Annotated in this window: 20 protein-coding genes and 1 rRNA gene; 7 read left to right on the top strand and 14 right to left on the bottom strand. The window is 71.5% G+C overall.

Annotated elements, in window-relative coordinates; all coding sequences use genetic code 11:
* Positions 1 to 93: ribosomal RNA gene (gene rrf / locus AB0N68_RS16790) — 5S ribosomal RNA — on the top strand; the annotation flags it as partial.
* 85 nt (positions 94 to 178) lie between these two features.
* On the opposite strand, the gene AB0N68_RS16785 is transcribed toward rrf, so the two are convergent.
* Positions 179 to 916 carry an IclR family transcriptional regulator gene (locus tag AB0N68_RS16785; protein ID WP_280570085.1) on the bottom strand — a complete coding sequence of 246 codons (738 nt, stop codon included), beginning with the start codon at positions 914 to 916 and terminating at the stop codon, positions 179 to 181.
* A 94-nt stretch (positions 917 to 1,010) separates the two neighbouring features.
* On the opposite strand from AB0N68_RS16785, the gene hutH reads away from it, so the two are divergent.
* From hutH to hutI, 3 genes are read left to right on the top strand one after another with little or no spacing between them, the layout of a single operon-like run.
* Positions 1,011 to 2,552 (top strand): histidine ammonia-lyase, encoded by a 1,542-nt coding sequence (gene hutH, locus AB0N68_RS16780; RefSeq protein WP_280570082.1) that lies wholly within the window; start codon positions 1,011 to 1,013, stop codon positions 2,550 to 2,552.
* On the top strand, positions 2,545 to 4,203 hold the full coding sequence (gene hutU / locus AB0N68_RS16775; RefSeq protein ID WP_280570079.1) for a urocanate hydratase: 1,659 nt from the start codon (positions 2,545 to 2,547) through the stop codon (positions 4,201 to 4,203). Before hutH ends, hutU begins: the two co-directional genes overlap by 8 nt.
* Positions 4,200 to 5,366: an imidazolonepropionase gene (hutI, locus tag AB0N68_RS16770; protein WP_292796063.1), complete on the top strand. Its 1,167-nt coding sequence runs from the start codon at positions 4,200 to 4,202 to the stop codon at positions 5,364 to 5,366. Before hutU ends, hutI begins: the two co-directional genes overlap by 4 nt.
* Positions 5,367 to 5,378: 12 nt before the next feature.
* Here hutI and AB0N68_RS16765 read toward each other — a convergent pair whose 3' ends face one another.
* From AB0N68_RS16765 to AB0N68_RS16750, 4 genes are read right to left on the bottom strand one after another with little or no spacing between them, the layout of a single operon-like run.
* The gene (locus tag AB0N68_RS16765) at positions 5,379 to 7,247 is read right to left on the bottom strand and encodes a glycogen debranching N-terminal domain-containing protein (protein ID WP_292796066.1); all 1,869 of its coding nucleotides are present in this window, start codon (positions 7,245 to 7,247) and stop codon (positions 5,379 to 5,381) included.
* Positions 7,244 to 8,083: a carbohydrate ABC transporter permease gene (locus AB0N68_RS16760; RefSeq protein WP_187662420.1), complete on the bottom strand. Its 840-nt coding sequence runs from the start codon at positions 8,081 to 8,083 to the stop codon at positions 7,244 to 7,246. Before AB0N68_RS16760 ends, AB0N68_RS16765 begins: the two co-directional genes overlap by 4 nt.
* Positions 8,080 to 9,177 carry a carbohydrate ABC transporter permease gene (locus AB0N68_RS16755; protein ID WP_292796071.1) on the bottom strand — a complete coding sequence of 366 codons (1,098 nt, stop codon included), beginning with the start codon at positions 9,175 to 9,177 and terminating at the stop codon, positions 8,080 to 8,082. Before AB0N68_RS16755 ends, AB0N68_RS16760 begins: the two co-directional genes overlap by 4 nt.
* Positions 9,178 to 9,179: 2 nt before the next feature.
* A complete protein-coding gene (locus tag AB0N68_RS16750; protein ID WP_280568692.1) occupies positions 9,180 to 10,430 on the bottom strand; it encodes a sugar ABC transporter substrate-binding protein in 1,251 nt (416 codons plus the stop codon).
* 116 nt (positions 10,431 to 10,546) lie between these two features.
* On the opposite strand from AB0N68_RS16750, the gene AB0N68_RS16745 reads away from it, so the two are divergent.
* Positions 10,547 to 11,551 (top strand): LacI family DNA-binding transcriptional regulator, encoded by a 1,005-nt coding sequence (locus AB0N68_RS16745; RefSeq protein ID WP_292796078.1) that lies wholly within the window; start codon positions 10,547 to 10,549, stop codon positions 11,549 to 11,551.
* A gap of 30 nt (positions 11,552 to 11,581) precedes the next feature.
* Here AB0N68_RS16745 and AB0N68_RS16740 read toward each other — a convergent pair whose 3' ends face one another.
* Both AB0N68_RS16740 and AB0N68_RS16735 read right to left on the bottom strand, forming a co-directional pair.
* Positions 11,582 to 12,496 (bottom strand): agmatinase family protein, encoded by a 915-nt coding sequence (locus AB0N68_RS16740; RefSeq protein WP_292796081.1) that lies wholly within the window; start codon positions 12,494 to 12,496, stop codon positions 11,582 to 11,584.
* Between the two features lies 1 nt (position 12,497).
* Positions 12,498 to 13,775: a DUF445 domain-containing protein gene (locus AB0N68_RS16735; protein ID WP_187662415.1), complete on the bottom strand. Its 1,278-nt coding sequence runs from the start codon at positions 13,773 to 13,775 to the stop codon at positions 12,498 to 12,500.
* 36 nt (positions 13,776 to 13,811) lie between these two features.
* Here AB0N68_RS16735 and AB0N68_RS16730 point away from each other — a divergent pair, with 36 nt between their 5' ends.
* Complete coding sequence (locus tag AB0N68_RS16730; protein WP_025102619.1) at positions 13,812 to 14,084, top strand: metal-sensitive transcriptional regulator; 273 nt, start codon at positions 13,812 to 13,814, stop codon at positions 14,082 to 14,084.
* Positions 14,085 to 14,102: 18 nt separating this feature from the next.
* On the opposite strand, the gene AB0N68_RS16725 is transcribed toward AB0N68_RS16730, so the two are convergent.
* Complete coding sequence (locus tag AB0N68_RS16725; RefSeq protein ID WP_187662414.1) at positions 14,103 to 15,491, bottom strand: aspartate aminotransferase family protein; 1,389 nt, start codon at positions 15,489 to 15,491, stop codon at positions 14,103 to 14,105.
* Between the two features lie 15 nt (positions 15,492 to 15,506).
* Positions 15,507 to 16,991, bottom strand: a complete 1,485-nt coding sequence (locus AB0N68_RS16720; RefSeq protein WP_292796086.1) for a CoA-acylating methylmalonate-semialdehyde dehydrogenase — start codon at positions 16,989 to 16,991, stop codon at positions 15,507 to 15,509.
* 98 nt (positions 16,992 to 17,089) lie between these two features.
* Here AB0N68_RS16720 and AB0N68_RS16715 point away from each other — a divergent pair, with 98 nt between their 5' ends.
* Positions 17,090 to 18,631, top strand: a complete 1,542-nt coding sequence (locus AB0N68_RS16715) for a PucR family transcriptional regulator (RefSeq protein ID WP_313366723.1) — start codon at positions 17,090 to 17,092, stop codon at positions 18,629 to 18,631.
* 9 nt (positions 18,632 to 18,640) lie between these two features.
* On the opposite strand, the gene AB0N68_RS16710 is transcribed toward AB0N68_RS16715, so the two are convergent.
* Genes AB0N68_RS16710 through AB0N68_RS16690 form a run of 5 tightly spaced genes read right to left on the bottom strand, consistent with a single transcriptional unit; the run spans position 18,641 to position 23,196 of the window.
* Positions 18,641 to 19,108: an Lrp/AsnC family transcriptional regulator gene (locus tag AB0N68_RS16710; RefSeq protein WP_187662412.1), complete on the bottom strand. Its 468-nt coding sequence runs from the start codon at positions 19,106 to 19,108 to the stop codon at positions 18,641 to 18,643.
* Positions 19,109 to 19,162: 54 nt separating this feature from the next.
* Positions 19,163 to 20,323 carry an acyl-CoA dehydrogenase family protein gene (locus AB0N68_RS16705; protein WP_292796093.1) on the bottom strand — a complete coding sequence of 387 codons (1,161 nt, stop codon included), beginning with the start codon at positions 20,321 to 20,323 and terminating at the stop codon, positions 19,163 to 19,165.
* On the bottom strand, positions 20,320 to 21,078 hold the full coding sequence (locus AB0N68_RS16700; protein ID WP_268776578.1) for an alpha/beta fold hydrolase: 759 nt from the start codon (positions 21,076 to 21,078) through the stop codon (positions 20,320 to 20,322). Before AB0N68_RS16700 ends, AB0N68_RS16705 begins: the two co-directional genes overlap by 4 nt.
* 40 nt (positions 21,079 to 21,118) lie before the next feature.
* Positions 21,119 to 22,036 (bottom strand): sugar kinase, encoded by a 918-nt coding sequence (locus AB0N68_RS16695; protein WP_292796097.1) that lies wholly within the window; start codon positions 22,034 to 22,036, stop codon positions 21,119 to 21,121.
* Positions 22,033 to 23,196 carry an MFS transporter gene (locus AB0N68_RS16690; RefSeq protein ID WP_313366722.1) on the bottom strand — a complete coding sequence of 388 codons (1,164 nt, stop codon included), beginning with the start codon at positions 23,194 to 23,196 and terminating at the stop codon, positions 22,033 to 22,035. Before AB0N68_RS16690 ends, AB0N68_RS16695 begins: the two co-directional genes overlap by 4 nt.
* Positions 23,197 to 23,618: the final 422 nt, after the last annotated feature.

Below are 23,618 nucleotides of genomic sequence, written 5' to 3'. Positions count from 1 at the left end.
ACGCCCGGTCACATTCCGAACCCGGAAGCTAAGCCTCACAGCGCCGATGGTACTGCAGGGGGGACCCTGTGGGAGAGTAGGACACCGCCGGACTCTTTTTAGTCAAGAAGGCCACCCAATGCTGGGTGGCCTTCTTGCGTTAACGCGATCGCTCCGCGGCGCGGCCCGCAGGACGGACTCAGCGCGCCAGGCGTGCCTCGAGCGTCGCCGCGGTCTCGCGTACCGCTTTCGCCAGCGCAGATTCCCTGCCGTCGTCGTCGGCCCAGGTGACCGCCACGGCGGCGACCGGCCATCCCGCAGCGTCCCGCACCACTGCGCCCACGGAGCGCAGTCCGTCCGCGACCTCACCGTCCTCGGTCGCATACTCGCGGACGCGGACTTCGCGGAGGAGTTCGCGCAGTTCGCCGGGCCTGCGAGGACCGCGCCCTGTGCGGTCGGAGAATGCGGAAGCATCCGGATACAGCGCCCGCACCTGTTCGCGGGGGAGCGCGGCGAGCATCGCGCGTCCCGTTGCGGTCAGATGCGCCGGGAGGCGCACGCCCACGTCGGTCACCAGTGCCGGGCGTCGCGGCGCCCGTTCCTCGACGATGTAGAGCACATCGCCGCCGCTCATCACCGCGAGGTGTGCGCTTTCCCCGAGATGGTCGGAGAGTGCGGCGATGAGCGGACGGCCGAGCCGTGCCAACGGCTGCTGCCGCGCATAGCCCCCTGCCAGCTCGAAGGCCGACGTGCCGAGTCCCCATCGACGCTCCTCACGGAGGTGCAGGACGAAGCCATGTGCGGCGAGCGTGCGGAGCAGGTGATAGACGGTCGACCGCGGGAGCGAGAGCTCGCGGGCGATTGCGGACGCCGCCACCGGAGCCGGTCGGCCTGCCAGGTAGCTGAGGATGCGCAGGGTCTGCGCGGCCGCCGGCACCTGAACGTGGTCGGTCTCCTCGGTGTCTGGTATCACAGACACAGGTTCCCACGAAGCCGCGTCCGCGTCGACTCCATGGGTGTGGAATCGAGACATGAGCGATCCTGCCCCTGTCATCGTCGGCGCCGCCCCTCTCTCCCCGGCGGAGGTCGTCCGCGTGGTCCGGCATGACGTGCCCGTCCGGGTGGATCCCGCCGCGCTGGCGAGGGTCGCCGAGAGCCGCCGTGTGATCGACGGCCTCGCCGCGGACCCGCACCCGCACTACGGGGTGTCCACCGGCTTCGGCGCGCTGGCGACGACTTTCATCGCTCCTGAGCGGCGACTGCAGTTGCAGGCGAGCCTCATCCGCTCCCATGCCGCGGGGACCGGCGCCGAGGTCGAGCGGGAGGTGGTCCGCGGGCTCCAGCTGCTGCGCCTCCAGACGCTCGCCTCGGGGCGCACGGGCGTGCGTCCTGTCGTGGTCGAGACCTACGCCGCGTTGCTCAACGCGGGCATCGTCCCCGTGGTCCGCGAGTACGGGTCACTGGGGTGCTCCGGAGATCTCGCCCCGCTCGCCCACATCGCCCTCGCGGCGATGGGAGAGGGCGAAGTGCGCGACGCCGCCGGGCGTCTCGTCGACGCGGCCGACGCCCTCGCCGCGGCCGGCATCGCTCCGCTCACCCTCGTCGAGAAGGAGGGGCTGGCCCTCATCAACGGCACGGACGGCATGCTCGGCACCCTGGTGCTCGCGCTCCACGACCTCGAGACGCTGCTGCTCACGGCGGACGTGGCGGCGGCGATGTCGGTCGAGTCGCAGCTCGGCACCGACGCCGTGTTCGCCGCCGACCTCATGGCGCTGCGTCCGCAGGCGGGCCAGGCGGTCTCCGCCGGCCACCTCCGGGCGCTGCTCGCCGGCTCGCCGATGGTCGCGAGCCACAAGGGCCCGGAGGACGGCCGCGTCCAGGACGCGTACTCGCTGCGCTGCTCGCCGCAGGTGCACGGCGCCGCACGTGACACGCTCGGGCACGCCGCGATGATCGCGGAACGTGAGCTCTCCAGCGTGATCGACAACCCCATCATCACCCTCGATGGACGCATCGAGTCCAACGGCAACTTCCACGGGGCCCCGGTCGCCGCCGTCCTCGACTTCCTGGCGATCTCCATCGCCGACGTCGCCTCCGTGTCCGAGCGCCGCACCGACCGGGCGCTGGACCCGGCCCGCAGCCACGGGCTCCCGCCGTTCCTGGCGGCGGAGGTCGGCGTCGACTCCGGTCTGATGATCGCGCAGTATGCGGCGGCCGGCATCGTCTCGGAGCTCAAGCGCCTCGCGGTTCCGGCCTCGGTGGACTCCATCCCGTCCTCGGCGATGCAGGAGGACCACGTCTCGATGGGCTGGGCCGCGGCGCGGAAGCTGCGGCGCGCGGTCGACGGCCTCTCGCGGGTCCTCGCGATCGAGATCCTCACCGCGGCCCGTGCGCTCGACCTGCGCGCGCCGCTGCAGGCGGGCCCGGCGACCGGAGCCGTGCGCGACCTCGTCCGCACCGTCGCCGCAGGCCCCGGACCTGACCGCCACCTCTCGCCCGAGATGGAGGCCGTGACCGCCCTCGTCCAGTCGGGCGCCGTCGCCCGTGTCGCAAAGGAGCACATGCATGACTGAGGACACCGCAGCGCGTACGGTACGCGCAGCCCGAGGTGCCGAGCGCACCGCGAAGAGCTGGGGCGCGGAAGCGGCCAAGCGCATGCTCATGAACAACCTCGATCCCGAGGTCGCCGAGCACCCGGAGGATCTCGTCGTCTACGGCGGGACGGGCAAGGCGGCGCGCAACTGGGCGGCGTACGAGGCGATCGTCCGCACGCTCGACGAGCTGGAGCCGGATGAGACGCTCCTGGTCCAGTCCGGGAAGCCGGTGGGGGTGTTCCGCACCCATGAGTGGGCACCGCGCGTGCTCATCGCCAACTCGAACCTCGTCGGTGACTGGGCGACCTGGCCGGAGTTCCGCCGCCTGGAGGAGCTCGGGCTGACCATGTACGGCCAGATGACCGCCGGCTCCTGGATCTACATCGGCACGCAGGGCATCCTGCAGGGGACGTACGAGACGTTCGCCGCTGTGGCCCGCTCGCTGGGCCGGGATTCCCTGCGGGGCACGCTCACGTTGACCGCCGGCGCCGGCGGTATGGGCGGGGCGCAGCCTCTCGCGGTGACCCTCAACGAGGGCGCGGTCCTGATCGTGGACGTCGACGAGACGCGGCTGGCCCGCCGCGTCGAGCACCGGTACCTCGACGAGTACACCACCGACCTCGACGCGGCGGTGGCCCGGGTCGTGGCGGCGAAGGACGCCGGTCACGCCCTCTCGGTCGGCGTCGTGGGCAATGCCGCGGAGATCTTCCCCGAGCTCCTGCGCCGGGGCGTGCCGATCGACGTGGTCACCGACCAGACCAGCGCCCATGACCCGCTCGCCTACCTGCCGATCGGTATCGACGTGTCGCGCTGGAAGGCGGAGGCCGCGCGCGATCCGGAGGAGTTCACCCGGCTGTCCCGCGCGTCCATGGCGGCCCACGTCGCCGCGATGGTCGGCTTCCAGGACGCGGGGGCGGCCGTCTTCGACTACGGCAACTCGATCCGCGCGGAGGCGCAGCTCGGGGGCTTCGACCGGGCGTTCGCGTTCCCGGGCTTCGTCCCCGCCTACATCCGCCCGCAGTTCGAGGAAGGGCGAGGACCGTTCCGCTGGGTGGCGCTCTCCGGAGACCCGGAGGACATCTTCAAGACGGACCGTGCGATCGCCGAGCTCTTCCCCGAGGACGCCGCGCTGCACCGCTGGCTCGACAAGGCGGGGTCGGCCGTCCACTTCGAGGGGCTGCCGGCGCGCATCTGCTGGCTCGGCTACCAGGAGCGGCACCTCGCCGGGCTGAAGTTCAACGAGATGGTCGCGTCGGGAGAGCTCTCCGCACCGATCGTCATCGGCCGCGATCATCTGGACTCCGGGTCCGTCGCGTCCCCGTACCGGGAGACCGAGGCCATGAAGGACGGCTCCGACGCGATCGCCGACTGGCCGCTGCTCAACGCCCTCCTCAACACCGCCTCCGGGGCCTCATGGGTGTCGCTGCACCACGGCGGCGGGGTGGGGATCGGCCGCTCGATCCATGCCGGGCAGGTGACGGTGGCGGACGGTTCGGCACTCGCCGCGGAGAAACTCGCGCGCGTGCTGACCAACGACCCGGGAACCGGCGTCATGCGGCATGCGGACGCCGGTTACGAACACGCCAGGGAGGTCGCGCGCGACCGCGGACTGAAGGTGCCGATGCTGTGACGACCACCCTCATCACCGGGATCGGGGAGCTGACGACCAATGTCGCCGCCGAGGGCGATCCGAGCGGCACGCTCAGAGACGCCGCCGTGCTGGTCGACGGCGAGCGGATCGCGTGGGTCGGTCCGTCCGCGGGGGCCCCCGCGGCCGACGAGGTCGTCGACGCCCGGGGGAGGGCCGTGATCCCCGGATTCGTCGACAGCCACAGTCACCTCGTCTTCGGAGGCGATCGCGCGGCGGAGTTCGAGGCGCGCATGGCGGGGCAGCGGTACGCGGCGGGCGGCATCCGCTCGACGGTGCAGGCGACCCGGGCGGCGAGCGACGACGAGCTGCGGAGCCGGCTGCGTGGCTTCATCGAGGAGCTGCGGACGCAGGGCACCACCACGGTCGAGATCAAGAGCGGCTACGGTCTCGCCGTCGCGGAGGAGGAGCGCCTCGTGCGCCTCGCCGCCGAGGTGACGCCGGAGGTCACCTTCCTCGGGGCGCACGTGGTGCCGGTCGAGTACGCTGACGATCCCGATGCCTACGTCGACCTCGTCGTCGGGCCGATGCTCGACGCCTGCGCCCCGCACTCTCGGTGGATCGACGTGTTCTGCGAGACCGGCGCCTTCACGGTGACGCAGTCGCGGCGGATCCTGGAGGCGGGCATCGCCCGGGGTCTCGCTCCTCGCGTGCATGCGAGCCAGCTCGGCCCGGGCGATGGCGTGCGGATGGCGGTCGAGCTCGGGGCCGCCTCCGTGGATCACGGTACCTACCTCACCGACGCGGACGTCGCCGCGCTCGCCGCGTCGGACACGGTGCTCACGCTGCTCCCCGGTGTGGAGTTCTCCACGCGTCAGCCCTATCCGGACGCCCGCGGACTCCTGGACGCGGGGGTGACCGTGGCGCTCGCGTGCGACACCAACCCGGGGTCGAGCTTCACGTCGTCGATGGCCTTCTGCATCGCCATCGCCGTGCGCGACATGGGTATGACCACGGCGGAGGCGGTCTGGGCCGCCACGGCCGGCGGGGCGCGCGCGCTCCGGCGCGACGACATCGGCCGGATCGCCCCCGGTGCGCGCGCCGACCTCGTGCTGCTCGACGCCCCCTCTCGCGTGCACCTCGCGTACCGGCCGGGGGTGCCGCTGGTGCAGCGCGTCTGGAAGGACGGGACGGCCGTCGTCTGACCGTCCCGCCCCTCATCGCAGGGCTTCGGCGCAGACCACGGCGGCAGCGGCGGACCATGCCTGCGGACGGCAGGCGGCCGGGTAGGGGACCGGTCGGCCGCCGTCGACGCGAGGCTCGCCCGAGTGCAGCTCCGGCACGCGGTAGTCGAAGCCCTCGGCGAGATCGAGCAGCTGGGCGGCGATGCGTCCGGCATGATCGGTGAGGCCGGCGCGGAGCATCCCGTGCACGGCGATCGCGGTGTCGTGGGTCCACACGCTGCCGCCGTGGTAGCTCAGCGGCCAGTATCCCGAGGCCTCCGTGGACATCGTGCGGACGCCGTAGCCGCTCGACATCGTCTCACCGACGAGCAATTCCGCGCAGGCGTGCTCCTCGTCCGGATCGAGCAGCCCGGTGCCGATGAGATGGCCGATGTTGCTGGTGAGCGTGTCGACCGCGGCGCCGTGGGCGTCGAGGGCGATGGCGGGGTACCGCCCCTCCGGCGTGGTGACCCAGTAGGCCTCCCGGAAGCGTCGCCGCAGGTCCGCCGCCCACGAACGCAGGTCGTCACCGCCGGCTGCGCCCAGCTCGTCGAGGAGCGCTGCTCCGCGCACTGCGGCCTCGTAGGCGTATCCCTGCACCTCGCTGAGCGCGATCGGACCTTCCGCGAGACGGCCGTCGCGCCACTGGATCGAGTCGCCGGAGTCCTTCCAGCCCTGATTCGCCAAGCCGTGGCCCGACTCATCCGCATAGTCGATGAAGCCGCTGCCGGAGGCGTCGCCGTGCTCGATCATCCACGTCACTGCGGCGCGCAACGCGGGCTCCAGGTCCTTCAGCTCCGTGATCGTCAGGCCGGCCGCGCGCGCGTCGGCGAGGAGGCAGATCCACAGCGGTGTCGCGTCGACCGTGCCGTAGTAGAGCGGAGGCAGCAGCACCCCCTCGCCGGGGAGGGAGAGCTCCGCGCTGCGGAGCTCGTGCGCGATCTTGCCCGGGGCCTCCGCGGTGCCGGGGTCGTGCACCGTGCCCTGGAGACGCGCGAGCACCCGCAGGGTGGAGGCGGCGATGTCGCGGTCGGCGGCGAGGGCGAGACGGGCCGCCCAGATCGAGTCCCGTCCGAACAGGGTGAAGAACCAGGGGGCGCCCGCGGCGTAGAACGCCTCGTCCGGCTGATCCGGCAGGGCCAGTCGCAGGGCATCGAGGTCGGCGCAGGCGCGCTCCAGCCAGCGCGCGGCGCGAGGGTCCGCTCCGGTGGGGACGGGCCGGACGCCGGCTGTCCGTGGCGACGACGTCACGACCAGGGTCGGATCGTCGAGGTCGACCGACCACGTCACCTCGACCTCGCCGCGCGGAGGGACGGTCACCCGCCAGGCGAGCAGCATCTCCCGACCGTCGATCGACACGGCGGCGTCCACAGCGTGCAGCGTGAACGACGCCTGCCCTGCGCGGCAGCGCTCGCCGTCCCACGACCACTCCTCGCTCCGGGCCACCCCCGCTTTGACGAGCTGCAGGGGGGTGAAATCCGGGCGGATGCGCACCGTGAGCTCGGCCGTCACCTCGTGCATGAGGTGCGAGGACACCCGCAGGGTCTCGGTCAGTCTTCCCGCCTCGACGGTGCGATCCCGGTCGAGGCGCACCTTCGGATCGGCGGCGGCATCGTCGAGTCCGCGCAGCAGGCCGGTGAACAGCGCACGCTGCGGGACCGGCGCCGAGCAGGCGATGGCTTCCAGGGCGGTGTCCCGCACCTCGAGTCCGATCGTGGCGATGTGACGGACGTCGCCGTGGTAGACCCCGTGGATCGGGGCGCCGCCCACGTCGCCGTCGCGGTCGGACCAGACCTGGGTGGGGGCGTCGAGCACCACCACGGCGTCGTCGAGCAGCGGCTGGAGGTGGGGGCGGTCGGTCATTCCTTGACGGCTCCTTCGGTGGAATTCATGATGCGGCGCTGGAAGATGAAGAACATCACGGCGACGGGGATCGTCATGATGAGCGCCGCGGCGAGCTTGAGCGGGTACTGGGTGCCCTGGCTGAGCTGCCCGCTGGCGAGCGAGGCGACACCCTTCGTGAGGGTCGTCAGCGCGGGGTCGTTCGTGGACACGATGAAGTGGCTGAGCTCGTTCCACGACCCCTGGAACGACAGGATGACGATCGTGATGAGGGCGGGCGTCGCCATCGGGAGCACGACCGACCAGAAGGTCCGGAACGCACCGGCTCCGTCGATCCGTGCCTGCTCCTCGACCGAGGCGGGGATCGACTCGAAGAAGTTCTTCATGATGAAGACGCCGGCGGCGTCGACCAGCAGAGGCAGGATCATGCCGGCGTAGGAGTTGAATATGCCGAGCTGGTTGATGACGAGGAACTTCGGGATGAGCAGGACGACGGTCGGCACCGACATCACGGCGACGAGGGCCGCGAACACGACTCCTCGACCGCGGAAGCGCAGACGCGCGAGCGCGTATCCGGCGAGGGAGTTGAAGAACACCCGCCCCGCGGTGACGAAGATCGTCACGATGGCGCTGTTGACGAACCACGAGGGGAAGTCGGAGTTGGCGAAGAGCCGTTCATAGGCGGCGAACGTCCACGACTCCGGGAGCAGGTTCACGCCGGAGCTCGCGGCGTCCTCGTCCGTCTTGAAACTCGTGAACACCTGGATCAGGAACGGGTAGATGTAGATGACGGCGAGCACGATCAGCACGGTGTACAGCACGATCTGCCAGGTCAGCTGCGTGCGCGAGAGCCTCATGACGTCCCTCCCTCGCGCCCGACCTCGTACGCGCGGATGCGGCGCCGCGATACCGGCCGGTCGCGCAGCACCCAGCGCTGCAGCAGTGTGAAGATCACGATGATGACGAAGAGGATGAAGGCGATCGCCGCGCCCTGACCCCACTCCTGGTCCGTGAACGCCGTCTTGTACGACAGGTACGCCGGGGTGAGGGTCGTCTTGCTGGGGGCGCCACGGGTGCCGGTGTAGATCTGATCGAACACCTGCCAGCAGCCGATGAGCCCGAGGGTGAGCACCGTGAACAGCGTCGGCCGCAGCTGCGGCAGGGTCACCCGCCAGAACCGCTGCCACCCGTTCGCCCCGTCCATCATGGCCGCCTCGTCGACGTCCGCGCCGAGATTCTGCAGACCGGCGAGGAAGAGCAGCATGAAGGTGCCGGAGGTCGTGAAGATGGCCATCAGGATGTAGGCGCTCATGGCGATCGACGGACCGGCGAGCCACTCCCACCAGGAGATGCCCAGCATCCCGCCGCCGGCGAGCGCGGCGGGTCCGGTGTCGATGCCGATGCCGCTGAGCGCGAGATGCAGGATGCCGCGGGGGTCGTTGAACCAGTTCGGACCGTTCAGGCCGAACCAGGCGAGCACGCTGTTGACCGCTCCGCTCGCGGAGAACAGGAAGAGCCAGAGCACCGTGATCGCCACCGAGCTCGTGACGGAGGGGAAGTAGTACGCGGTCCGGAAGAACCCGCGGCCGCGCAGCACCGCTCTGTTCACCAGGACGGCGAGGAACAGGGCGATGGCCGTCTGCAGGGGCACGACGAGCAGCACGTACCAGGAGTTGTTGCGCAGTGCGGTCCCGAAGTCCTTGGTCGCGAGGCCGCCGTCGGCCAGCACGGCCGAGTAGTTCTCGGTGCCCACGAACGAGACCGACGGCGAGAGGGGGCTGCCGCGCCCCGCCCAGTCCGACATGCTGACCCAGAGGGCCATGAGCACGGGGACCAGCAAGAAGACGCCGAGGATGAGGATGACCGGCGCCGTGAAGAGCCACCCGGCTGCGGCCTCGCCGCGGCGGAGTCCGGAGGCTCCCCCGCGGCGAGACAGGGCCTGTCCCGCCATCGCTACTCGACGATCGCTTCGAGGTTCGACTGCACGGTGTCGAGGATCTGTGCGGGGTCTCCCGTCTTCAGCGACTCGAGCTGCGCGTTGAAGTCGGCGATCACGTCCGCAGCGCCGTCCTGGTTGGGCGGGAACTGCGCGTAGTCCGCTCCCGCGAGGAAGGGCGCGAGGTCCGGGTTGTCCGCGGTCCACTGGTCGGCGGCGGAGGTGATCGACGGCATCGGGCCGAACGCCTTCGAGAAGGCGAGCTGGCTGTCAGCACTGGTGAGGTACTCGACGAGGTCGAGGGCCGCCTGCTGGTTGGGGCTGTCGGCAGCCATGCCCCAGCAGTTCGTGAACTGCAGGGTGCCCTGGCCGCCCGGTCCTTCGGGAAGCTCGGCGACGGTGTAGTCCACGGAGCCGAAGTCGTTCGCCATCGCACCGGTGATCCAGTTGCCTTCGATCACCATCGCGGCCAGCTCCTTCCCGAGTGCCTCGCCGCCCCAGCCGGCCCCGACGTCCTTCGCGTAGGCGAAGGTGCCGTCGACGAGGTGGGTCTGCACGTACTCCAGCGCCTCGACGTTCGCGGGGTCGTCCGCGATCGCCGTGCCGTCCTTCACGAGCCCGCCGCCGGCCTGCGCCATGAACGTGCCGACGCGCTGGTACTCGGCTCCGAAGGCCAGACCCACGTGGTCGGCGGTGGTGAGCTTCTGCGCGACGGCCGCGAGGTCGTCCCAGCTCTTCGGGAGGTCGGCATCGGTGAGTCCCGCCTCCGCCCACATGCGTGTGTTGATCACGAGCGCGAGCGTGGAGAAGTCCTTGGGCGCACAGTAGAACGTGCCGTCGAGGGTGAAGTTCTCGACGAGGGAGGGGTAGAAGTCGTCCTTGTTCGAGAGCTCGTCGCCGTACGCCTGGAGGGAGCCGTTCGAGGCGTACCCGGCCATCTGCTCCGGTGCGAGGTAGAAGAGGTCGGCGGGGTTCCCGGCGGCGAAGCCCTGGGAGAGCTCCTGCGCCAGGTCGCTCGCCACCTGGAGGTCGACCTCGGTGCCGGACTCCTCGGACCAGGCGTCGAGCGCCGACTGCACTGCGGCGGTCTCGGCGTCGCCCGACGAGCCGATGAGGATCGTGAGGCCGTCGTCGGAGGAGGTGAGGTCCGTGTCGCCCTCGCTCTGCTCCTCGCCTGAGAACCCGGAGCCGCACCCGGTGAGCACGAGGGTGGTGGTGATCAGGACCGCTCCGGCGCCGAGCCAGGCGCGTGTGGTCTGCCGTGTCATGTCTCTCTCTCCTTTGATGAGGGCCGGCGGGCAGGAATTTGAACGATCAAACTCTGCATGGAATACGCTAGGTGCGGCAGTGCGGACGTGTCAAGCCGCCGGGATCGAGGAGTGCGATGGCCAAGGCCCCCACGGTGGAGGATGTGGCGGCACACGCCGGCGTCTCCCGCCAAACGGTGTCGAACGTCCTGAACACCCCGGACATCGTCCGGCCGGCCACCCGGGAGCGCGTGCTCGCCTCCATCGACGAGCTCGGCTACCGTCGGCACGCGGCGGCCCGCCGGCTGCGCCTGCGTCGGAGCTCGACGATCGGCATCCGGCTCGACCCGTACCTGGGCGGGATCTCGGGGGTGGTGCTGGATCGGTTCGTGCACGCCATCACGGAGCGGTCGAGTGATCGCGGCATGCGCATGCTCGTGTACGCGGCACGGACCCCGGAGGAGGAACTCGGCCGGCTCGCCGAACTGTGGGACGGATCCGAGATCGATGCGGCGATCCTCACCGGCACCGTGCGCGACGATCCCCGCGTCACGCGGCTGGACGCGCTCGGTCTGCCGTTCATCTCCTTCGGACGGCCGTGGGCGGACGACGACATCTCCGATCCGATGCATCTCTGGGTCGACGTGGACGGCGCGGCGGGCACCAGGGCGGCGACGACGTATGCGCTCGAGCACGGGAGCGCGGTGACCTTCCTGGGCTGGCCGTCGGGGTCGGGCACGGGGGACGATCGAGAACGCGGGTGGCGCGAGGCCGTCGCGGAGGCGGGGGCGCACGGCGCCAGGGTCGTCGCCGAGGACTCGGTTCCCGAGGCGCGTCGGGCGATCACCCAGGCGCTGGAAGACGGCATCCGGGCGGACGCCATCGTCTGCGCCAGCGACTCTCTCGCCGTGGGGGCCCTGCTCGGCCTCGCCGACGCCGGGAAGACCGTCCCGGTCATCGGGTTCGACAACACGCCCACCGCCGAAGCCTTGGGATTCTCCAGCGTCGAGCAGCGACCGGAGGATGTGGCGGAGGCGATCCTCCATCTATTGATGGGGCCGACGGGGGACGTCGTCGCGCCGCGTCGGGTCGAGTCCGGCTCGGCGCACGCGCTCATCACGCCCGAGCTCGTCGTGCGCTGATCCGGCGCGTCGCCCGGGCCGCTCCTCTGCTCAGCGCGCGGCGAGGCCGGCGAGCAGCTCGAGCACGCAGAGGGCCGCGAGTCGCACGGTGCGACCGTCCTCGGCATCCGCTGTCGCATCGACCTCGGCGATGTCGGCGCTCCGGACCCGCGGGTCGGTGGCGACACCGCGCGTGAGGGCGCGCAGCTCCCACGCCGCCAGGCCTCCGGGGACGCTGGCCGGGCACCCCGGGGCGACCGCGCGGTCGCACACGTCCACGTCGATGTCGAGGTGCACGCGGGGCTCGACGCCCGCCCCCGCGATCTCGACCGCCTCGGCCACGACGTCGGCGATCCCGCGACGGCGCACGTCGTCGAGCGTGACGACCCGGATGCCCCAGTCCGCCGCCCGGCGCGCGTAGGCGGCGGAGTTCGCGAAATCGGCGAGGCCGATCTGCACGATCCGGGTGGGGTCGATGCGGGCGGTGGGGAGGCCGGACGCCGCCGGGGCGTCTTCGACGAGTCGTCGCACCGGCGTGCCGTTGGAGACGCCGTCGCGCAGGTCGAAGTGGGCGTCGAACGTGATCAGGCCCGTGGCCTCCGCACCGAGGGCGACAGGGTAGGTGAGGGAGTTGTCGCCGCCGAGAGCGATGACGAGGTCGGACGCTCGCGCCAGCTCCCGGACCCGCTCGATCGTCCGTGCCTCTCCGGTGTCGCCGTCCGGCTCCGGCACGTCCCCGGCATCCGCGATGCGGAGCACCTCGTCCAGGTCGATCGTCGGCGGGCCGAGGACCGTCGTGCCGTAGCGGGGGAGCGCCTCGCGGATCGCGGCCGGCGTCGCGTGGGCTCCGGTCGGGGACAGCGAGGTGCGCCAGGTCGGGACGCCGAGGAGCACCGCATCGGCCGTGTCCTCGAACGCGGGCCAGGCCCCGGCGCGCGGCCAGGACGGATCGTGGGACAGCGCCATGTCAGACTCCCGGGATCAGGGCGTGGGCGACGGTGAAGATCGCAAGGCCGGCGAGGGCGCCGACGACGGTGCCGTTCAGACGGATGTACTGCAGGTCGCGGCCGACCATGAGCTCGATCTTCTCGGTGGTCTCGGCGGGATCCCAGCGCTCCACGGTGTCGGTGATGATCGAGGCGATGTCGTGCCGGTACCGGTCGACGAGGAAGACGGCCGCGTCCGAGACCCACGTGTCGACCCGGCGCTGCAGGGCGGCGTCGGTCGTGAGCCGCTCGCCGACCTCCTGCAGGGCCTGCACGGCGCGACGCCGCAGCCCGCTCTCCGGGTCGGCGAGGGAGGTGAGGAGTCCGTTCTTGGCGGTGTTCCAGGCCTCCGCCGCCAGGGCGCCGACGCGCGGGCTGTCGAAGAGCGCGGCCTTGGCGTTCTCCAGCTTCTCGCGCGTCGCGGGGTCGTTCTGCAGAGCGTCAGCGAGGCGGGACAGGTACCCGTCGATCGCGAGGCGGGCCGGATGCCGCGGATCGGCCTGCACGGCGCGGACGAACTTGACCGCCTCGTTGTACACCGTGTCGTCGATCAGGCGGTGCGCGATCTTCGGCATCCACCCGGGGAGTCGTCGGGAGACGAGTCCGGCGAAGGACGCGGCGTTCGCGTCGAGCCACCGCCCGATGCTGTCCACCGCGAGGTCGACGGCGCCGTGGTGCGCTTCCGCGTCGACGATCTTCTCCAGCCACGCTCCGGCGGGCGGCCCCCACTCCGGTGCGACGAGGTGCTCGCGGGCGAGGTCGGCGAGGAGGTCGCGCACGTCGTCGTCGCTCAGCGCGTTCAGCACCGCCGTCGCGACCGTCGCGCCCTCGGCAGCGACCCGCTCGGCATGCGGGGTCTCGCGGAGCCACTCGCCGGCGCGGAGGGCGATCGCGGTGCTGGTCAGCTTGGTGCGCACGACGTCGGCAGCGAGGAAGTTCGTCTCCACGAACTCGCCCAGCGTGCGGCCGATCTCGTCCTTGCGGTTCGGGATGATCGCGGTGTGCGGGATGGGCAGGCCGAGCGGACGGCGGAACAGCGCCGTGACCGCGAACCAGTCCGCCAGCGCGCCGACCATCCCGCCCTCCGCCGCGGCTCGCACGTAGGCGAGCCCACCGACCCGCTCCTGGAACGCGAACGCGACGATGAAGGCGAGGGCCATGAAGATGAGGGCGCCGAGCGCGACGGCCTTCATCCGCCGCAGCGCGCGCCGACGCTCCTGGTCGGCGACGGAGAGCAGCGTCGTGGGTGTTCGCGGCATGACGTCATCCTTTCACGGGGCGAGTAGCCTCGATACGTGATCGAAGACATCAAGAAGCGCGCTCTGCACCGCACCAGCATCCTCGAGGGTCAGATGCGCGGTGTCGCGCGGATGATCGAGAACGAGGAGTACTGCATGGACATCATCACGCAGTCCCGCGCGATCCAGCGCTCCCTCGAGTCGCTCAACCGTCTGCTGTTGGAGAACCACCTGCGCACGCACGTCACCCACATGTTCGAGGACGGCGGCGAGGAGCGCGACAAGGCCGTCGGCGAGCTCCTCAAGGCGTTCGACTTCGACCGCAAGTAGGCGGGCGCCGCCGGCCGCTCAGCCGGCGGCGATATCGTCGGCGACCGTCAGCGCCTCCTCGATCCCGGCCAGTCCCCGCACCAGCTCCGCCTCCTCGATCACCAGCGGCGGGGCGATGTGCACGCGGTGGAAGTGCGTGAAGGGCCAGACTCCTGCCCGCTTCGCGGCGGCTGCGAACGCGGTCATCGGCGCGGCATCGGTACCGGTCGCGTTGAACGGCACCAGCGGCTCCCTGGTCTGCTGGTCCCGCACGAGCTCCACCGCCCAGAACAGGCCGCGGCCGCGTACCTCACCCACGCTCGGATGCGACGATGCCCACGCGCGCAGCGTCGGGCCGACGATCCGCTCACCGAGGTCGCGTACCCGTTCCAGGATGCCGTCGCGGCGGTACACCTCGAACGTGGCGACACCGGCCGCGCAGGCGAGAGGGTGTCCGGAGTACGTGAGCCCGCCCGCGAACGGAACGGTGTCGAAGGCTGCGGCGATGCGGTCCGAGATCACGACGCCGCCGAGCGGGACGTAGCCCGAGTTCACCCCCTTCGCGAAGGTGATCAGGTCGGGGCGCCCCTCGAAGGCGTCGATGCCGAACCATTCGCCGAGCCGGCCGAACCCCACCATCACCTCGTCGGCGATGAAGACGATCCCGTAGCGGTCGCACAGCGCGCGCACCCCGGGCAGATAGCCGGGCGGCGGAAGCAGCACGCCGTTGGTGCCGACCACTGTCTCGACGATGATCGCGGCGATCGTCTGCGGGCCCTCGAGCTGGATGGTCTGCTCCAGATGCGCGAGGGCGCGCTCCGTCTCCTGCTCCGGCGTCTCGCTGTGGAACGGGGAGCGGTACAGGTACGGGCCGAAGAACCGCACGGCGCCGGTGTCCGTGACGTCGTTCGCCCAGCGACGGGGGTCGCCGGTGAGGGAGATCGCGGTGGCGGTGGAGCCGTGGTAGCTGCGGTACATCGACAGCACCTTCCGGCGGCCCGTGGCCTGCCGGGCCATGCGCACCGCGTACTCATTCGCCTCCGCGCCGCCGTTCGTGAAGAACACCTTCTCGAAGCCGTCCGGGGCGACCTCGGCGATGAGGCGCGCGAGCTCACCCCGCACATCATTGGCCATCGACGGCTGGATGGTCGCGAGCCGCCCGGCCTGCCGCTGGATCGCAGCGACGAGGTCCGGGTGCTGATGGCCGAGGTTGAGGTTCACGAGCTGGCTGGAGAAGTCGAGGTAGGCGGTGCCCTCGTAGTCCCAGAACGTCGAGCCCTGGCCGGCGGCGACCGGCAACGGGTCGATCAGCGCCTGGGCGCTCCAGGAGTGGAAGACGTGGGCGCGGTCGTCGGCGCGCACCTGCGCTTCGGCGTCGGGGGCGGGGAGGGGAGAGGAGACTCCGTGGCGGTCGGTGAAGGTCGTCATCGTGATCGCTCCTCGTCAGTGGTTGCTCGGGAAGCCGAGGTCGATCTGCGACGGGGTGTGGTCGGGCCACCGCGTCGTCACGACCTTCGACCGCGTGTAGAAGTGCACGGACTCCGGGCCGTAGATGTGCGCGTCGCCGAAGAGGGAGTCCTTCCACCCTCCGAAGGAGTACGCGCCGACGGGCACCGGGATCGGGACGTTGACGCCGACCATGCCGACCTCGATGTCGAACTCGTACTGCCGTGCCGTCCCGCCGTCGCGCGTGAAGATCGCCGTGCCGTTGCCGTAGGCGTTCGCGTTGACCAACGCGACGGCCTCCGCGTAGGAGCCCACGCGCACGACGGACAGGACCGGGCCGAAGATCTCGTCGTCATAGACGCGCATGCCAGGGGTGACCTCGTCGATCAGGCTCACGCCGAGGAAGAAGCCGTCGCCGTCGAACTCCGCGCTCGTGCCGTCGACGACGACCCTGGCGCCCTCTCCGGGGGCTCCCGCGACATACGAGGCGACGCGATCGCGGTGCTCCGCGGTGATGAGCGGGCCCATCGCGCTCGCCGGGTCCGTGCCGGGGCCGATCGAGAGGCCGTCGATGCGGCGGGCGATCGCGGCGACGAGGTCGTCGGCGATGTCGCCCACCGCCACGAGCACGGACACCGCCATGCAGCGTTCGCCCGCGGAGCCGTAGGCCGCGGAGACGGCGGCGTCGGCGGCCGCGTCGATGTCGGCGTCGGGCATCACGACCATGTGGTTCTTCGCGCCACCGAGCGCTTGGACGCGCTTCCCGGCGGCAGACGCCCGCTGGTAGATCGCCCGGGCGATGGGCGTCGATCCGACGAAGCTCACCGCCTGCACCCGCGGGGACTCGAGAAGCGCGTCGACGGCCTCCCGGTCGCCGTGCACGACGTTGAGGACGCCGTCCGGCAGGCCCGCCTCGTGGAACAGCCGTGCGAGCCACACCGCGGCGGACGGATCCTTCTCACTGGGCTTGAGGACGACGGTGTTGCCGCAGGCGATGGCCGAGGCGACCATCCACAGCGGCACCATGACCGGGAAGTTGAACGGGGTGATGGCGGCGACCACCCCGACCGGCTGCTTGACGGAGTGCACGTCGACCCCGCGGGCGACCTGCTCGCTGCGCTCGCCCTTGAGCAGATGTACGAGGCCGGCCGCGAACTCGACGTTCTCGATGCCCCGGGACACCTCGCCGGCCGCGTCGGACAGGACCTTGCCGTGCTCGGACGTGACGATCGCCGCCAGCTCGTCCGTGCGCTCCGTGAGGAGCTGGCGGAGCCGGAAGAACACGTCGGCGCGTTTGATGAGGCTCGTCTCCCGCCACGCCGGGAGTGCCGCAGCCGCGGCGGCGACGGCGGCGTCGACCTCGGCGGCCGAGGCGAAGGCGACCTCCTTCGTGACGGCTCCTGTGGCCGGGTCGAAGACGGGGCCGCGGCGCGCCGCAGCGGCCGTCTCGGTGCCGTTGATGAGATGACGGACGGTGTCCACAGGTGCTCCTTCGCAGTGGGTCGCGTATCGCACACTCTGACCGAGGGTCGCTACGCTGGGGCTCGGCCCATGCTCACAGAGAACGGAGCCCGTGCAGAGTGGCAGAGCGTCAGGAGTTCTTCTTCGGTCGGACAGACCGTCCGGATCGGCGCTCGTCGGCGCTGCTCGTCGGGGACGTCCTCGCTCTTCCCGCGGTCCAGGAGGGAGCGCCGACCGTCCTTGTCGGCGGCCCGGCACTCGAGGCCGGGGTGCGGTGGGTCCACGTCTCGGACAGCGCCGACGTCGCCCGCCTGCTCGACGGCGGCGAGCTGCTGCTCACGACCGGCGCCGCCTGGCCGACCGGCACCGCAGCACTGCGCGTGCTCGTGGCGGAGCTGGCGGCGATCGGGGTCTCGGGCATCGTGATCGAACTCGGCCCGCGGATGTCCCGCGTCCCGGACGCGGTCATCGAGGCCTGCGCCGCCGCCGGTCTCGCCCTCGTCGCGCTCGCGGTGGAGGTGAAGTTCGTCGCGGTGACCGAGGCCGTGCACCGGGCGCTGATCGAAGCGCAGACCGCGGCGCTCCGCGAACGGCAGCGTCTGCATGATCTCTTCACCGCCCTCAGCCTCCGTGGCGCACCGGCCGACCTCATCGTGTCGGAGGTCGCCCGTGCGCTCGACGTCCCCGTCCACCTCGAGAACCTGGCAGGAGAGGTCGTCGCCGTCGAAGCTCTCCGCGTTCCGGTCGGCCAGGCTCTCCGTCCGCCCGGCCCGGATGGCGGTGACCGTGTGCCGGTGCAGGCGCGCGGTGTGCGCTGGGGCTGGCTCATCGCGGCGGACGGTCCACCGCATCCCGCCGGTCGCGCCACCGTCTTGGAGCTGGGGGCGACCGCCCTCGCCTTCGGTTGCCTCGCCGACGGGGAAGGCGCGTGGACCGTGCTCGCGCACCGCAGCCTCATCGAGGATCTCCTCGGCGCGCGCTTCGCCCGTGAGGAGGATGTCGAGGTCCGGCTCCGGCGGCTCGGGCTGGATCTCGCGGGCACCACCGGCACCGGGCTCGTGTTCCGCACCGACGAGGCATCGGACCGGCTGATCGCCCGTGCGCGTGCGGCCGGTCTGGCTGCGGTGGGCTCGCGGCGCGGCGCCGACGTGGTGCTGCTCGTCGCGACCGGCGTCGGCGCCCTGTCCGATGCGGCCGTCCGCCACCTCTCCGGCGGTGCGCCCGCGATCCTCGGTCCGAGCGCCGAAGGCGTGCTCGGACTCCTGGCCTCGACCCGTGCCGCGCTCGACCTCGCCGCGCGGCCGTCCGGGGGTGACGTGCCGCCGGTCCGCCGCGTCGCCGACCGGCCGCTCGAGCGCCTCGTGTCCGCCCTGCGCGACGATCGGCGACTCCAGGCGCACAGCGAGCAGATGCTGGATCCGCTCGTGCGTCACGACAGGGATCGCCGAGGCGATCTGCTCGCCGTGCTCGCCGCTCTCGTGGCGCACCCGGGCAACCGCTCCGCCGCGGCGGCCGCGAGCCACCTCTCCCGCTCGGTGTTCTATCAGCGCCTCGCGCTCATCGGCGACCTGCTGGGCGCGGATCTGGACGACGGGGAGACCCTCGCCGCCCTGCACCTCGCCCTGCTCGCCCGCCGTCGTGATACGGCGCCGCCGCTCTGAGCGGGACGGTCAGCGTGTGCCCCAGGCGAACTGCTGCTTCTGGAGCTTCGCGTAGATGAAGGTCTCCGTCGACACCACGCCCTGGATCGGACGGATGCGGTCGTTGACGAGCGCCAGCAGATGGTCGTCGTCCTCGCACACCGCCTCGACGAGCACATCGAACGATCCGACCGTGATCACGACGTAGTCGACCTCGTCGATGTCGGCGATCGCCTCGGCCACGCCCCGCGCGTCGCCGGCGACCTTGACGCCCACCATCGCCTGCCGGTGGAAGCCGAGCTGCATCGGATCCGTCACCGCGACGATCTGCATGATGCCCGACTCGGTGAGGCGCTGCACCCGCTGGCGGACGGCGGCCTCGCTCAGCCCCACGATGCGGCCGATCTCGGAGTACGAGCGGCGGCCGTCCTCCTGCAGCATCTCGACGATGGTCTTGGAGATCGCGTCGAGGGTGTGGTCCTTCTTCGACGGTGCCATGGTGCGATCCTGGCACTGCGGACGATCGCGGACAACGGGGTCCGCGTGCGCCGATCAGGCCTCGATCGGGCCGAGCCAGGCGCTCGCCGCTGTGGCGTGAGCCGACTCGGGGTCGGAGGGGTGGAACGCCCCGGCGAGGACGTCGCGGTACAGCCGGGAGAGCTCGTTGCCGGAGAAGTACGAGCCGCCACCGGCCACCAGCATCGCCTCGTCGACCACCTGCTTGGCCATCGTCACCGCCCGGTGCTTGACTCCCGAGAGCGCGGGGAACCAGCCGGCGCCGCGGTCCGCGCGCTCATCCACGTCGCGGGCGAGGGCGGCGATCTGCGGCGGGAGCGCGTCGTAGGCGAGGGCCATGTCGGCGATACGCCAGCGGATGTCCGGATCCTGGCTGTACGCGGTGCCGCTCTTCTTCGAGCGACGTCGGTGCGCCGCCGCCACGGCCAGCTCGAGGGCCCGGCGCGCGATGCCGGTGTAGACGGAGGCGAGGAGGATCTCGAAGACGGAGAAGATGCCGAAGACGATCGGGTCCGGGCTGGGTCCCGGGTCGATGCGCCGCACCACGTGCGCCGCATCCGCGACGGCGCCGTCGAGCCGCGTGGTCCGGCTCTGTGTGCCGCGCATGCCGAGGGTGTCCCAGTCATCCGCAGTGGTGACCGCGGACGTGCGGTCGACGAAGGCGAACACGAGCTTCGGCGCGTCCGGGCTCGTGGTGTCGAGGCCGTGCAGCCCGAGCTTCGTCCACACGGGGGCGAGCGAGGTGAAGATCTTGGTGCCGGTGAAGGCGTAGCCGCCGTCGCCGTCCGGGGCCGCCGCCGTGTCGCTCCCGAACAGCACGAGGTCGTTGCCGCCCTCGCTGATGCCGAACGCGAAGACCTCTCCGGCCACGGCGCCGTCCTGCACGAACTCGAGACCGGGGACCCCGCGATCCGAGAAGACCTTGGCCACGCCGGTCCAGACCAGGTGCATGTTGATCGCCAGGGCCGTTGCGGGCGCGGCGCCGGCGAGCCGCTGCTGGAGGACGGCCGCCTGCTCCAGGCCGAGTCCCGCGCCGCCGCGCTCCCGGGGCACGAGGATGGACAGGTAGCCGGCTGCGCGGAGCTCGTCGAGGTCGGCCTGGGGGAAGGTGTTCTCCCGGTCGTGGATCGGCGCGCGTTCGCGGATGCGGTCGAGCAGGTCGTCGGGGAGATACGCCGACGGGTCGAAGTCGTTCATGCCAGAGCCTCCAGGAGCTGTCGGATCGATTCCTCCGGGCGGTCGCGATGCACCGAGTGGCCGGCGCCGGCCACGACCGACAGGGAGATGCGGGGGTTGCTCGCGAGCACCTCGTCGGCGAGAGCTCCGGCGAAGATGCTGTAGACGGCGGGGTCGCCGCCGATCACGTGCGTGGGCACGGTCAGGCGGGCCGCATGTCCGCGGACGTCCCACGGCTGATTCTGGGCGCTGGTCTGCTCGACCGCCCACGCACTCGCCCGCCGGACGGCGTCGACCTTGAGCTCCTGGTCCTGCGGGTGCCAGTGCGGATGCTCCTGCCGCACGGCGTCGAGGCGGTTGTCGGCGAAGGCGCGTTCCTGGCTGTGGCGGACGATGGCCGCATCCCGCTGGACGATGTGGATCGCGGGGTCGATGAGGACCAGGCGGTGCGTCCAGCCCGTGTCGTCGGCGGCGGCCACCGTACCGGCCGCCCCGCCGAGCGAGTGCCCGACGACGGCGTCCCAGGCGCTCGACCCGGCAGGCCGCGTCGCGACGAGATCCGCGGCATACGCCGCGACGGAGTAGTCGAGGGCCCGCGGGGCGTCACCGTGGCCGCGCAGGTCCACCGCCGTCGCGTGCCAACCGGCCGCCGCGAGAGCATCGCCGAGCCGCCACATGAGTGCGCCGGACGAGCCGAGACCGTGCACGAGAAGGGCGCGTCGCCCCGCCGCGGGATCGCCCCAGCTCAGGCGGGGAAGGGTGACGGGAGCGGGCATGGCACCAGCCTACGACCGCGCCAGGACGCGGCGGGCGGAGTCAGCGCGCCGGCTCCAGCGGCGGCAGGTCGGCCGCGATGCGGAGCACTCGCGCTGCGGCCTCGTGTCCTGCGGCCAGGCGGGTCTCGAGGTCGGCGCCGTCGAGCGTCGCGGCCAGGAACCCGGAGGCGAAGGCGTCCCCCGCACCGACGGGCTCCACCACGTCCACGGTCGGCGCGGGCACGAAGACCGGGTCCGCGTCACCGGCGAAGGCCGTGGCGCCGACGTCGCCGTCCTTGACGACGAGCAGACCGCAGTGCGGAAGGTGCGCGCGGATCTCCGCGGCCGTCGCGGTGCCCCAGATGCGCTCGGCCTCGTCGCGGCCGACGAAGGCGATGTCGGCGGCGTCGGCCAGGCGCGTGAGGGTCGCGGCCGCCTCCTCGGGGCTCCACAGCGCCCGGCGGTCGTTCACATCGAAGGAGACGACGGCTCCGGCGGTGCGCGCGTCCGCGAAGAGCTGGTCGACCATCGCCAGGCAGGTCGCAGACAGCGCCGGGGTGATGCCCGTGGTGTGCACGATACGGACGCCGGCGAGCTGCGCGGGGGACAGGAACCCGGGTGCCATGCGCGAGGCCGCGGAGCCGCGACGGTAGTAGTAGACCGCCGAGGACTCCACACCGGGATCCTTGAACATCACTCCGGTCGGCGCCTCCGCGTCGAGCTCGGTCCACAGCTCGACGCGACGCTGCTCCAGCTCCGTGGAGAGGCGGCGGCCGAGAGGATCGTCGCCGAAACGGGAGGCCCAGACGGCCCGGTGGCCGGCGGCCGCGACGCCGACGGCGACGTTCGCCTCCGCACCCGCGTGGGTGATCGACGCGGTGTCGGCGGTCGTGAGGTCGGCGCCGGTCGGCGTGATCAGGGCCATCGACTCGCCGACGCACACGATCGCGGGGGAGGAGGACGGGACGGAGGGGCTCATGAGGGGGTGACCGCCAGGGGCTCGGTGTCGGGATGGGGGCTGGCGTCGCGGTGACGCAGATCGGGGAAGGACCGCACGCACACGATGGAGACGAGCAGTCCGACCGCCGCGAAGATGGTGGCGGCCAGGTACGCACCGCGCCAGTCGCCGACGTCGACGAGGAAGCCGGCGACCGCCGATCCGGCCGCGGCGCCGATGAGCTGCCCGGTGCCCGCCCAGCCGAAGGCCTCGGCGGTCTCGCTGAACTTCACGCTGGCCGTGGTGATGGCGAACAGCACCGCGAGGGCGGGGGCGATGCCGATGCCGGCGAGGATGAGCGTGCCGCCCAGCCAGTAGACGTTGAGCATGACCATCGTGAGGGCGAGGCCCACCGTGACGATGAGCAGGCGGCGCGCCATCGCCCAGGGGCCGATCGGGATGTGGCCGAAGGCGAGGCCGCCGGCCAGGCTGCCGGCGGAGAAGACCGCGAGGACGAGACCCGCCGCGAGGCTGCCGTGCTCGAACGTCGCGACCACGCCGACCTCGACCGCGGAGCAGGCGCCGATGAGCAGGAATCCGATGACGGTCGCGAGGAGCACGGGCGGCTTGAGCACGACCGTGCCCAGCGCGTTGCGGCTGCGCGGGATGCGCACGCGGCCGACCTCGGGGGAGAGGATGAACCACGCACCGCCGGCGACGAGGACGATCGCCACCAGGAGCAGGCCCTCCATGGTGCCGACCTGGGTGGAGACGAGGGTGATGACGACCGGCGCCAGCACCCAGATGATCTCCTGCAGGGACGCGTCGAGGGAGAACAGCGGGGTGAGCTGACCGGCGTTCACGAGCTTGGGGTAGATGGTGCGGACGGCCGCCTGCACCGGCGGCGTCGAGAGGCCGGCGATCATGCCCAGGGCCATGTATCCCGGGACCGAGAGGGGCAGCAGTCCCAGGCCGAGTACCGCGATGACGCAGACGGACAGGGTGAGGGTCAGCACCCGCCGCATGCCCCAGGCTCCCATCCACCGGCTGGTGATGGGGCCGGCGACCGCTTGGCCGACACTGGTCGCGGCGAGCACGAGGCCCGCCGATCCGTACGATCCGGTCTGCTGCTCGACGTGCAGCAGGATCGCCAAGGACATCATCCCGTTGGGGAAGCGCGCGGTGAGCTGGGCGGCGATCATGCGGCCCACTCCCGGCGTGCGAAGAAGATCCCGATAGCCCGCCACCCGACAACGGTACCGGGCGGCGGGGACGTCGGTGCGATGGGCCGGCGATGGACACGCCGCGACACGCCGTGGACACGCCGGACGACGAATTCCACAGGCCTGGGGATGTCGGATGCCCCTCGTAGGGTGCCTCCTGTGGATGGATCTCTCCCAGGCTCCTCCCAGCCGCGATTTCCCGCGGGTCGCCGACCCCGGGAGAGGGGGTCCGCCTGTGGAAGAAACGGTGGACAACCTGTGTTGTATCTGTAGAGAGCGGTGGAAAAACTACACGGATGTAACTACTACCCCTTGTGGTCGCACCGAATGTCCGTCCCTATATGTAGTATTGAGATCCCGGCGGAGGTCTGCCGGAGAAACCAGAGATTTGAGGGGTTCAG

The organism is Microbacterium meiriae, from assembly GCF_040685015.1.
GTDB lineage: Bacteria > Actinomycetota > Actinomycetes > Actinomycetales > Microbacteriaceae > Microbacterium > Microbacterium meiriae.
This window is presented reverse-complemented; position numbering and strand designations above follow the sequence as displayed.